Raw genomic sequence first — 12244 nt, forward strand, 5'->3', positions numbered from 1 at the left:
AAACTCTGTTCTCCTTAGGAGACGGAGTTTTTTTGCGCTTGTTACAGTATTTATGGGAGAAATAATGCGGACTTTCTGGTTATTCTATGCAATCGTTTTCGTTAAAATATAGCAAAAACATGTCTCGTAAAAAGAAATTTTAGCCTTTGGGATGCAAAAAAAAGAGAAAATATTTTTATAAAAGCCTTTACAAAATAAAAAATCGTGCTATAATAGATGTATCTAAATGCAAACGATTTCACAAAAACGGACTTGTTTGCAAAAAATATAAGGAGGTCTGAATGATGAAAGATTCATTCAAGAACATTTTTAGCTTTGAATTTTGGCAAAAATTCGGTAAAGCTTTGATGGTGGTCGTTGCTGTTATGCCGGCAGCAGGACTGATGATTAGTATCGGTAAATCGATTCCGATGATTAATCCAAATCTAGGTGTTTTAGTCACTACCGGTGGTGTTTTAGAGCAGATTGGTTGGGGGGTTATTGGTAACCTGCATATCCTCTTTGCTTTGGCTATCGGCGGAAGCTGGGCAAAAGAACGCGCTGGCGGTGCCTTTGCAGCTGGTCTTTCCTTTATCCTGATTAACCGTATCACTGGTGTCATGTTTGGTGTTAACAGCGATATGCTTGCGGATAAGGAAGCTGTAGTTAAAACGATGTTTGGTGCATCTATTAAGGTTTCTGATTATTTCATCAGCGTTCTGGAGTCACCAGCTCTGAATATGGGTGTCTTTGTCGGAATTATCGCAGGTTTTGTCGGAGCAACTGCTTACAACAAGTACTATAACTTCCGTAAATTGCCAGATGCCTTGTCATTCTTCAATGGTAAGCGTTTTGTACCTTTCGTTGTTATCTTGCGCTCAGCAATCGTAGCAATTGTTTTGTCATTCTTATGGCCAGTTGTTCAATCAGGTATCAACAGCTTTGGTATTTGGATTGCTAACTCACAAGATACTGCGCCAGTTTTGGCACCATTCATCTATGGTACTTTGGAACGTCTCTTGCTTCCATTTGGTTTGCACCACATGCTGACTATTCCTATGAACTACACAGAGCTAGGTGGTGTTTATGAGGTTATTACTGGCTCTGGTGCGGGAACAACTGTAGCCGGTCAAGATCCACTTTGGTTAGCTTGGGTAACTGACTTGGTTGGTACGAAGTCAGCAGATCCTTCTACATACCAGCACTTACTTGAGACTGTTCACCCTGCTCGCTTCAAAGTTGGTCAGATGATTGGTTCTTTCGGTATCCTTATGGGGGTAGCAGCAGCTATCTATCACAATGTGGATGCTGACAAGAAACACAAATACAAAGGTATGATGATTGCGACTGCTTTGGCGACCTTCTTGACAGGGGTTACTGAGCCAATCGAGTACATGTTCATGTTTGTAGCAACTCCTCTTTACCTGATTTACTCAGTTGTTCAGGGTGCTGCTTTTGCAATGGCTGACATCGTCAACCTTCGCGTACACTCATTCGGTTCTATCGAATTCTTGACCCGTACTCCAATGGCCATCAATGCTGGCCTGGGGATGGATATCATCAACTTCATTTGGGTAACGATTCTCTTTGGTGTTGTGATGTACTTCATTTCTAACTTCATGATTAAGAAGTTCAACTATGCAACTCCAGGACGTAACGGTAACTATGAAACAGCAGAAGGTTCAGATGAAGCTTCTTCATCAGAGTCAACTGGTGGTAAAGTTGCTGCAGCTTCTCAAGCAGTCAATGTTATCAATCTTCTGGGTGGTCGCGCTAACATCGTTGATGTAGATGCATGTATGACTCGTCTGCGTGTGACTGTCAAAGATGCTGAAAAAGTTGGAACAGAAGAACAGTGGAAAGCTGAAGGCGCTATGGGCTTAGTTATGAAAGGCCAAGGCGTTCAAGCTATCTACGGACCAAAAGCTGACGTTCTTAAATCGGATATCCAAGACTTGTTGGATTCTGGTGAAGTGATTCCTGAAACACTTCCTAGCCAAAAAGCAGAATCAGCAGCTGCCGCAGTTTCTTACAAAGGTGTGACTGAGGAAGTTGAAACTGTTGCGGACGGTCAAGTTATTGACTTGGCAGATGTTAAAGATCCAGTATTCTCACAAAAAATGATGGGAGACGGATTTGCAGTTGAGCCTGAAAATGGTAAGATTTATTCACCAGTTGCTGGTACAGTAACTAGTGTCTTCCCTAGCAAGCATGCTATCGGTCTTGTGACAGATAACGGTCTGGAAGTCTTGGTACATATTGGTTTAGAAACTGTTAGCCTTGAAGGTAAACCATTTGAAGTTCATGTTTCTGAAGGGCAAAAAGTTGCAGCTGGAGATCTTCTTGTAACGGCTGACTTGGAAGCAATCAAGGAAGCAGGACGTGAAACTTCAACAATCGTAGTCTTCACAAATGCAGCAGCTATCAAGTCTGTGACGGTAGAAAAACTTGGTCAAGCGTCTGCTAAGACAGTTGTTGCTAAGGTTGAATTGTAATATAGAAAAGAGAAATCATGGCAAAATTCCTGACATTAAATACTCATAGTTGGATGGAAGAAGAGCAAGAAACTAAGCTTAATCAGTTGGTAGAGTGCATTCTTCAAGAAAAATATGATGTCATTTGCCTGCAGGAAGTCAATCAATTAACGGAGTCTGAACAGGTTGTTCAGGCTCCTTTCTATCAGGCCGTTGAGGGTGCAATTGCGATTCATCAAGACCATTTTGCTCTATGTCTGGTAGAAAAGTTGGCTGAGGCAGGACTGGACTATCATTGGTCCTGGGCCTATAATCATATTGGGTTTGATATTTACAACGAAGGAGTGGCAATCCTATCTAGAAATCCTATGACTCCTAGAGAAGTTCTGGTATCAGAGGCTAATGATCCTACGGATTACCATACCCGCAAGGTCTTGCTAGCCGAGACTGAGGTAGAAGGTCAATTGCTGACAATTGCCTCCTGCCATCTGTCTTGGTGGGATAAAGGTTTTCAAGGGGAATGGGCTAAGCTTGAAGCAGAGCTGCTAAAAGCGGAAAGTCCTCTGGTCCTCATGGGTGATTTCAACAACCCGGTTGGCCAGCAAGGCTACCAGACCATCTTAGCTAGTCCGCTGAAGCTGCAGGATAGTCATACCGTTGCAAAAGAAGCTATCGGAGAGGCAACAGTAGAAGGGACTATCGCAGGCTGGGATGATAATAAGCATGCTCTGAAGATAGACTATGTTTTCACTAGTCAAGGGATGGACGTTGAGCGCTCCGCTGTCGTTTTTGACGGCAAAGAAACCCCTGTTGTCAGTGACCATTTCGGTTTAGAAGTGCAAGTGACTTTATAATAGTAAAAAGATGAGGCAAGACTGAGAATGAGACAGGTTTGCCTCGCTTTTTTTTGATAAACATATATTTAGGAGAAAATGACGAAATTTCAAACCCCAAACGGCTGTCTTTTGTTATTCTTGAAAACGTGTTATAATGAAGTATTAGGATTCTAGGAGGAAATGGTATGCGTTGTCCGAAATGTGGTGGGAATAAATCAAGTGTAGTTGATAGCAGACAGGCAGAAGATGGGAATACGATCCGCCGCCGTCGTGAGTGCGAAGAATGTCAGCACCGCTTCACGACCTACGAGCGCGTCGAAGAGAGAACCCTAGTGGTTGTCAAAAAGGACGGGACACGTGAGCAATTTTCTCGGGATAAGATTTTTAACGGTATTATTCGCTCCGCTCAAAAGCGGCCAGTATCTAGTGACGAAATAGAGGGGATTGTCAACCGAATCGAGCAAAAAGTCCGCAGTCAGAGCGACAATGAAATCAATAGTGAGTATATTGGATCCTTAGTCATGGATGAACTAGCTGAGCTGGATGAAATCACCTACGTTCGTTTTGCCAGTGTTTACCGGAGTTTCAAGGATGTGGGCGAGCTAGAAAGCCTGCTCAAGCAGATTACCAAGGGGTCCAAGAAGAAAAAGGACAAATAAATGAAACCGAACCATCAGTTTTCTTTCTTGCGCAATAATGCAGTCAGCTCAGATATTGCTATTTTGACCAAGCTCTATCTGCCGATTTTGGGGAGAGAAGCAGTAACACTTTATCTTTATCTGCTGTCTTTTGTGGATAATGGGCAAAAGCAGCACCTCTTCAGTCAGATTCTCAATCATCTAGATTTTGGACTGAATATTTTAGAAGAAAGTTTTGAGCGTTTAGCGGCGATTAAGCTAGTAGACCTTTATCAAACAGATGACCATTATCTGATTCAACTCCACTCGACCTTAACGGCGGAGGAATTTTTCAGCCATAATGTGTACAGCCGGCTCTTGGAAAAGAAAATCGGCGAAGCTGCTGCAGAAACCCTGCGACCAGAAAATCCTAGCGGAGAGAAATTGGTCAAACCTTTTATGCAGGTGTTTGGTATGGAAGCTGAGCAATCAAGAGCAGTGCGAAAGGCCAATGATTTTGATTTGGAGTATTTCAAGCAACGGATGGCTCAGGACAATCTTCGTTTTGCCAATGAAAAAGAAGATTTATTAGAATTGTTTGCAATTGCTGAGCAGAAAAAGTGGACTTGGTATGAGACTTATGTCTTAGCTAGAGAAACTGCTGTTTCTCAGGTCCTTTCTACCAAGCGGATGAAGCAAAAGCTAGCTCAGAAGCCGGCAGAAGGCCAATTTTCTAAGCAGGAGCAGTCTATCATCCAAGAAGCGAAACGAACATCGCCAATGGTCTTCCTGGCAGAAATCAAAAAGACCCGTCAGGCTGCTATTACGCGGACGGAGAGAAAGCTTTTGCTAGATTTAGCTGAATTAGGCCTTTTGGACGAGGTTATCAACGTAATCTTGCTCTTGACCTTTAGTAAGGTGGATTCAGCCAATCTCAATGAAAAGTATGCCCTCAAGGTAGCTAATGATTTTTCTTATCAAAAGGTGACGACAGCTGAGGAAGCAGTCTTGAAAATCCGTGAGCGCAACCAGCAGACGAATAATCGTCCTGCGCAAGTCAGCTCAGCTTCTGCCAAAAGCAATGTGCCAATCTGGAGTAATCCTGACTATAAAGATGATACTACTCCTGAGCAACAAGCAAAATTAGAAGAGAAAAGACGCAAGCTTTTAGAAAAAATTAGAAAGGGTTCGGGTGGCGCTTAAATGGAGAAAATAGGACAGAATATACCTCATAGGAACAGGGTGCGGCATTTTGACTATCAGGAGCTAGTCAAGCAGATTATGGCGGATCCAGATGTGGCAGCCTTTATCCAGCAGGAAAAGCTGACTCAAGCTGAGATTCAGCGGAGTGTCTCCAAGTTTAACCAGTATATTACGGAGCGCAACCGCTTTTTGCTTGGGGACGAGACCTATATTGCCAAGGGTTATAAACCAATCTTGGTGAAGAATGAAGGCTATGCGGATGTTGCCTATGAAGAGACACCTGAGTTGTTTGAGCAGGAAAAGTTGAAAAATATTAAAGAACGGATCAATCTAATTAATCTACCTTCTAGTCTTAAAGATGCGAGTTTCAGTCAAATTGACTTAAAAAAGAATCGTGATGAAATTTTTGAACGATTGGCTAATTTTGTCGCTGCTTATCCTAATTATCAAAAGGCTGTTTATCTCTATGGAGATTTTGGTATTGGGAAAAGTTATTTGATGGCTGCTTTAGCTCATGAATTATCAGTAGAGCGAGGGGCTTCAACTACTCTAGTTCATTATCCAAGCTTTGTTTTGGATGTTAAGAATGCGATTAGTTCCGGCTTGGTCAAGGAGAAGATTGACCAGGTCAAGACAGCTCAAGTGCTGATTTTGGACGATATCGGTGCAGAGCAGTCTAGCCCCTGGATGAGGGATGAGATTTTGCAGGTCATTCTCCAGCACCGCATGCAGGAAAATCTGCCAACTTTCTTTACTTCTAACTTTAGTTTTGCGGATTTGGAACGTCACTTTGCTAGCTCTAAAAATGGCGATGAGACTTGGCAGGCTAAGCGAGTTATGGAGCGGATTAAGTATCTGGCTCAGGAGGTACGCCTAGAAGGAGAGAACCGCCGATGAATGAAACGATTAACTTAATGAAATCTCATACGTCTGTTCGCCGCTTTACGGAGGAGCAGATTTCGGATAAGGAATTACGTGCTATCATTGATGCTGGGCGGGCTGCGTCCAGCTGGAAAAATTTCCAGTCTTATTCTATCATTGTGGTGCGAAGCAAAGAGAAAAAAGAAGCCCTCTTTGACCTAGTGCCCCAAGAAGCCATTCGACAATCTTCGGCCTTCCTGCTTTTTGTTGGCGACCTCAATCGTGCTCAAAAGGGCGTTCACATGCATACGGAAGACTTTTATCCTGAGGGGCCGGAAAATCTCCTGATTAGCTCAGTAGATGCCGCTTTGGCGGGGCAAAATACCCTGTTAGCGGCTGAAAGTTTAGGCTACGGCGGGGTAATCATTGGACTGGTTCGTTATGCTGCTAGTCAAATAGCGGAGCTTTTCAAGCTGCCGGACTACACCTATCCGGTCTTTGGGATTGCTCTGGGAACTCCCAACCAGAACCATGCAGTCAAACCGCGTCTGTCTTATGAAGCCGTGGTCTTTGAAGAAGAATATCGTGAACAGGATTGTTCAACTATCCAAGCCTATGACCGCGTACAGACTGAATATGCAGGCGAGCGAGCTAAGGAAACCTGGAGTCAGCGCCTAGCTGCCCAATTTGGCCAGGAGCCAAATCAAGCTATTGACCAATTATTCAAAGAAAAGAAATTAGAAAAATAGGGCGGAGTTTGGCTCTATCCTAAAGAATGAAAGAGGAAAAACATGGCCTTACCAACTATTGCTATTGTCGGCCGGCCCAATGTCGGCAAATCAACGCTCTTCAATCGGATTGCCGGTGAGCGTATTTCCATTGTGGAAGATGTTGAAGGGGTGACCCGCGACCGAATCTATGCGACAGCAAGCTGGCTCAACCGTAAGTTCAGTATTATTGATACGGGCGGAATTGATGATGTTGACGCGCCTTTTATGGAGCAAATCAAACATCAGGCTGAGATTGCCATGGACGAAGCGGATGTCATCGTTTTTGTCGTGTCTGGCAAGGAAGGTATTACAGATGCGGACGAGTATGTGGCTCGCATGCTCTATAAGACTCATAAGCCGATTATTTTAGCGGTCAATAAGGTCGACAATCCTGAAATGCGCAATGAGATTTTTGATTTCTATGCGCTGGGCTTGGGTGATCCATTCCCAGTTTCCTCAGTTCACGGGATTGGTACAGGGGATGTTCTTGATGCGATCGTTGAAAATCTGCCAAATGAAGAAGTAGCTGAAAACCCTGATATGATTAAGTTTAGCTTGATTGGCCGTCCTAATGTCGGCAAGTCTAGCTTGATCAATGCCATCTTGGGGGAAGACCGAGTCATTGCTAGTCCAGTGGCTGGTACAACGCGTGACGCTATTGATACGGTCTTTACAGACAGTGAAGGTCAGGAATTTACCATGATTGACACAGCTGGTATGCGCAAATCCGGTAAGGTCTATGAAAATACAGAGAAATACTCTGTCATGCGGGCTATGCGGGCCATTGATCGCTCAGATGTCGTTCTGATGGTGCTGAATGCCGAAGAGGGAATTCGTGAGTACGACAAGCGAATCGCTGGCTTTGCCCATGAAGCAGGAAAAGGTATTGTTATCGTTGTTAATAAGTGGGATACACTGGAAAAAGACAACCACACTATGAAAGACTGGGAAGAAGATATCCGAGACCAGTTCCAGTACCTATCTTATGCACCAATTATCTTTGTTTCTGCCTTAACCAAGCAGCGTCTCCATAAACTGCCGGATATGATTAAGCAGATTAGTCAGAGTCAGAATACCCGTATTCCATCAGCAGTGCTCAATGATGTCATAATGGATGCCATCGCGATTAATCCGACACCGACTGACAAGGGCAAACGTCTCAAGATTTTTTATGCGACTCAGGTTGCGACCAAACCGCCGACCTTTGTCATCTTTGTCAACGAAGAAGAGCTTATGCACTTCTCTTACCTGCGTTTTTTGGAAAATCAAATCCGCAAGGCCTTTGTCTTTGAAGGAACCCCGATTCACTTGATTGCAAGGAAGCGGAAGTAGAGTTGTAAAACATCAATTTGACAAACATACGTTTATATGTAAAAATGAAAGTAAGCATAAGAGCTTGCTTTTCTTTTTTTATATCGAAAGTATGGTATAATGGTGAGATAAATGTAAGGTGGTAATTATGGCAAAATTAATTCCTGGTAAGATTCGGACAGAAGGAATAAACTTAGCCGAAGCTGGAAAAATTGAAATTTTAGAAGCCAAGGATTCTTTTTTATTCGCTCGGATTGATGAACAAAATTTACGGTATAGTCTAAATGATGATGCTATTTTTTGTTCTTGCGATTTTTTTAAAAAGAAAAAATACTGTACTCATTTAGCTGGTTTAGAATATTTTCTAAAAAATGATATAGATGGTAAGACTTTTTTGGAAAATATGGAGAAAAAAGAAACTTCACAGCAGGAGACACAAAAATTAGTATCTTTCGGAAGTTTATTTCTAGATAAAATCTTTTCTGAAAAATCTAAAGAGGATGTTCGATATGAATTATCTGCTTTTGGTCAAGAAGATGATTACCTTGGACATATTCTTTGGACTCTGAGAATTTCACGTTTGCCAGATGAACGTTCTTATGTCATTCGAGATATTTTATCTTTTTTTAGGACTCTAGTAAAAAAAGGATATTATCAAATTGGAAAAAGCTATTATGAATCAATTAGCTTTGAAGAATTTGATGAGGCTAGTCAGGAACTCCTCATTTTTTTACAGGGGCTAGTAAAGGATAGCCAAGGAAAAGAATCCAATTTAATTTTTCCAAATACAGGACGCAACTTATTTTTTCCTGCAAGTCTATTTGAAGAAGGAGTCAATCTGTTAATGAATCTCACTTCATTTCAGTTGGAATGTGGCTTCTATAGTTACAGAGAAGTTATGTTTCAGGATTTTCATGAGGATGCTGGGATTTATCAGTTTGAGGTTGAAGAAAATGCTGATTACTTTGAATTAGCGGTTTCAGAAAAAAATTATAAAATGTTATATGATGGTCAATATATTTTATCTGGCAATACCTTTTACCAATTAAATCATAAACAAATCACTTTAATAAAAGCATTAAGAGATTTACCTATGGGTCAAGCCGGGGAAAAGCATTTGCAGTTTGATGGGACTGAGAAAGATAAATTGGCAGGTAGTTTATCCATGTTTAGTGAAGTTGGTCGGGTTGAAGCTCCGAAATCATTAATGATACATGAATTTACGCCTCACTTTAGTTTTGACATTGCGGAAAATCGGGAAATCGTTTTAACTCTCCTTTTTGAATTTGAGGATAGAAAGATAACGAGTAGAGAAGAACTAGAAAAATTACCATATGCTAGTGATTTTACTCATGAGCAAGACATTTTTAAAACGATGGTATCTAATGGTTTTTCTGACAATTTTGTCAGTCGACGGTTACCCTTGAAATCGGAGGAGATTTACCATTTCTTCTCTGAGGTTATTCCGTCATTTAGAAAATTGGGTAAGGTTTGGTTATCTGATCAATTGCAGGAGCTAGGAGTTTCTGCAAAACCAGATGTTTCAGTTCAACTTAATGGCGGCCTCTTGGATGTTGGTTTTGATTTTGCCGGCATTGCGCAGTCAGAGATAGACTCAGTGCTTGATTCGCTCTTTAAGGAGCAGGACTTCTTTATCAGTAAGTCTGGGCAAGTCTTGATTTTCGATGAAGAGACCAAGGAGATGAGCCGAACCCTGCAGCAGCTGCGGAGTAAGCAGACTAAAAATGGCTTCATTCAGACCAGCAGTCTGGCGGCTTATCAACTAGCAGAGTTCTTTAAGGGCAAGGATAGGGTACAGTTTTCAAAAGATGTGCAGCAACTGGCCTTTGACCTGACTCACCCAGAGGAATTTCCTCTTCCTGAGCTGCAAGTTAAGGCTGGCCTTCGGGATTACCAAGAGACGGGTGTCAAGTGGCTATCCATGCTGGATAAGTATGGCTTCGGTGGCATCTTGGCTGACGATATGGGACTAGGGAAGACCCTGCAGACGATTTCTTTTCTGAGTTCGCGTATAGATGCCTCTAAGAAAGTCTTAATCTTGGCGCCATCCAGCTTGATTTACAACTGGAGCGATGAGTTTGCTAAATTTGCTCCGCATCTGGATGTGGCGGTGGTGTATGGTCTGAAAAATGTTCGTGATGAGCTGATCGCGGAGAAACATCAGATTACCATTACCAGCTATGCTTCTTTCAGGCAGGATGTGGAAGAATACCGGGATAATCACTTCCAGTATCTGATTTTGGATGAGGCTCAGGTGATGAAGAATGACCAGACCAAGATTGCCCAATATTTGCGGGATTTTGAAGTGGAGCATACCTACGCCCTTTCTGGGACGCCGATTGAGAATAATCTGGGAGAACTTTGGTCTATTTTCCAGATTGTCATGCCAGGACTTTTGCCAAGCAAAAAGGAATTTTTAAAACTGCCGGCTGAGAAAGTCGCTCGCTATATCAAGCCATTTGTCATGCGGCGCAAGAAAGAAGATGTGCTGCAGGAATTGCCTGATTTGATTGAAGTTGCCTATCGCAATGAATTGGCAGATAGTCAGAAGACCATTTATCTGGCTCTGCTCAAGCAGATGCAGGACAGAATTATCCATGCGACAGAAGATGAAATCAACCGCAGCAAGATAGAGATTCTGTCAGGTCTTATGCGTCTCCGTCAGATCTGTGATACTCCGAAGCTGTTTATGGAAGATTACGAGGGCGAGAGCGGTAAGCTGGAAAGTTTGCGGGAATTACTTGAACAGATACAAGATGGTAATCGTCGTGTCCTCATATTTTCACAATTTCGTGGTATGCTGGATATTATCGAGAGTGAGCTGGACAAGATGGGCATGGAGTCCTTTAAGATTACTGGCTCTACTCCGGCCAAGGAGCGTCAGGACATGACAACAGCCTTCAATGACGGCCAGCGTTCAGCCTTTCTGATCTCCCTCAAGGCTGGAGGTGTCGGTCTCAATCTGACCGGTGCAGACACAGTCATCTTGGTTGACCTCTGGTGGAATCCAGCAGTTGAGGCCCAGGCCATTGGCCGTGCCCACCGTATCGGTCAGGAGCGCAATGTCGAAGTTTATCGGATGATTACACGGGGAACGATTGAGGAGAAGATACAGGAGCTGCAGGAGAGCAAGCGCAATCTGGTTTCGACTATTCTGGACGGAGCAGAAGCTAAATCTAGTCTCTCTGTGGAGGAAATTCGAGAAATTCTGGGAATTTCGGCAGAATAGCTTGAAAAATAGCCTGAATAGTTTATAATAATGAAGGGTTGAAAGGAAAAAGATATGACTGATAAACAATTTCCTCTGGTGTCAGATGATGAAATCATGCTGACGGAAATGCCGCATATGAATCTTTATGACGAACTGGATCTCATTAGCAACATTACCGGAGACTATACAGACCGTAATTATTTGGAATGGATGCCGATTGTGGACTCCAACAGGCATGCTCCCATCGCTGCCAGTCAGGCTATCAGAAGACCGCTGCAAAAGCAGTCTGCTTTCAAGGATTTTAAAAAGCCGATTGATAAGAAAGATCCGGCCATTCGTTATGCTGAGCAGGCACGCGAGGAAGCTCGGGCAGATTTGAAAAAAAAGCGTTCAGCGCCTTATCTGACTAGCGACCTTCCGACAAAGGTCCGCAGCAGAAAGCTTCCGACAGCTTCCAATGCGGAAAGACCGAAGCCAACAGCTCCTTTTCAGAAGAATACATCGGGGGAATTTACGAAGTTTGGCGATAGGCTTCAGCAGGATAACTATATTTTGGCGGATATTCAGCCTGAGTATAGCCCTCAGCCGCAGGAGCCGGAAGAAAAGCCTAAGAAGAACAATTATGATTTTTTAAAAACCAGTCAGATCTATAATCAGGATAGAGCTAAGGAGGAGCAGTTGAAGCATTCTAAGGCTCAGGAACTGAACTTGACAGGCTTGGACAGCGATTAAAGCTGGCTTGCTCGAGTCTTTTCTGCCTGCAATTTTCTGATGTTTATAAGGAAAATTGCTAGTTGATTATGTAAATGTAAAATCTATCTGCATATAACATCCGTCATCGGTTGAAGAGGACCGATGCTAGAAGCTGGGACTTACTGATTGGTCCGGCTTCTTTGGTGTTTTGGTGGTGCCTAAAAGCTTGTAAAGAAAGAAAATCCCTGCGGGCTGATTAGAGTCTGCG

At 42.9% G+C, this 12244-nt stretch carries 9 protein-coding genes; all 9 read left to right on the forward strand.

Annotated features, from left to right (window positions below; genetic code table 11):
• The first annotated feature begins 281 nt into the window (after window positions 1–281).
• Window positions 282–2474: a PTS transporter subunit IIBC gene (locus MK370_RS05825; RefSeq protein WP_268684535.1), complete on the forward strand. Its 2193-nt coding sequence runs from the start codon at window positions 282–284 to the stop codon at window positions 2472–2474.
• Between the two features lie 17 nt (window positions 2475–2491).
• Window positions 2492–3307: an endonuclease/exonuclease/phosphatase family protein gene (locus tag MK370_RS05830; RefSeq protein WP_268684536.1), complete on the forward strand. Its 816-nt coding sequence runs from the start codon at window positions 2492–2494 to the stop codon at window positions 3305–3307.
• A gap of 167 nt (window positions 3308–3474) precedes the next feature.
• A complete protein-coding gene (gene nrdR / locus MK370_RS05835; RefSeq protein ID WP_268684537.1) occupies window positions 3475–3948 on the forward strand; it encodes a transcriptional regulator NrdR in 474 nt (157 codons plus the stop codon).
• Window positions 3949–5109 carry a DnaD domain protein gene (locus MK370_RS05840; protein WP_268684538.1) on the forward strand — a complete coding sequence of 387 codons (1161 nt, stop codon included), beginning with the start codon at window positions 3949–3951 and terminating at the stop codon, window positions 5107–5109.
• Window positions 5110–6006 carry a primosomal protein DnaI gene (dnaI, locus tag MK370_RS05845; protein ID WP_268684539.1) on the forward strand — a complete coding sequence of 299 codons (897 nt, stop codon included), beginning with the start codon at window positions 5110–5112 and terminating at the stop codon, window positions 6004–6006.
• Entirely contained in the window at window positions 6003–6719 is a 717-nt protein-coding gene (locus tag MK370_RS05850; protein WP_268684540.1) for an NADPH-dependent oxidoreductase, read from the forward strand. The genes dnaI and MK370_RS05850 overlap by 4 nt, the downstream gene beginning before the upstream one ends.
• Window positions 6720–6761: 42 nt before the next feature.
• Window positions 6762–8072 carry a ribosome biogenesis GTPase Der gene (gene der, locus MK370_RS05855; RefSeq protein ID WP_268684541.1) on the forward strand — a complete coding sequence of 437 codons (1311 nt, stop codon included), beginning with the start codon at window positions 6762–6764 and terminating at the stop codon, window positions 8070–8072.
• A 127-nt stretch (window positions 8073–8199) separates the two neighbouring features.
• Window positions 8200–11301 (forward strand): DEAD/DEAH box helicase, encoded by a 3102-nt coding sequence (locus tag MK370_RS05860; protein ID WP_268684542.1) that lies wholly within the window; start codon window positions 8200–8202, stop codon window positions 11299–11301.
• A gap of 54 nt (window positions 11302–11355) precedes the next feature.
• Window positions 11356–12015, forward strand: a complete 660-nt coding sequence (locus MK370_RS05865) for a cystathionine gamma-synthase (protein ID WP_125444583.1) — start codon at window positions 11356–11358, stop codon at window positions 12013–12015.
• The last annotated feature ends 229 nt before the right edge of the window (window positions 12016–12244 follow it).

It is taken from the genome of Streptococcus sanguinis (genome assembly GCF_026781265.1).
Classification (GTDB): domain Bacteria; phylum Bacillota; class Bacilli; order Lactobacillales; family Streptococcaceae; genus Streptococcus; species Streptococcus sanguinis_T.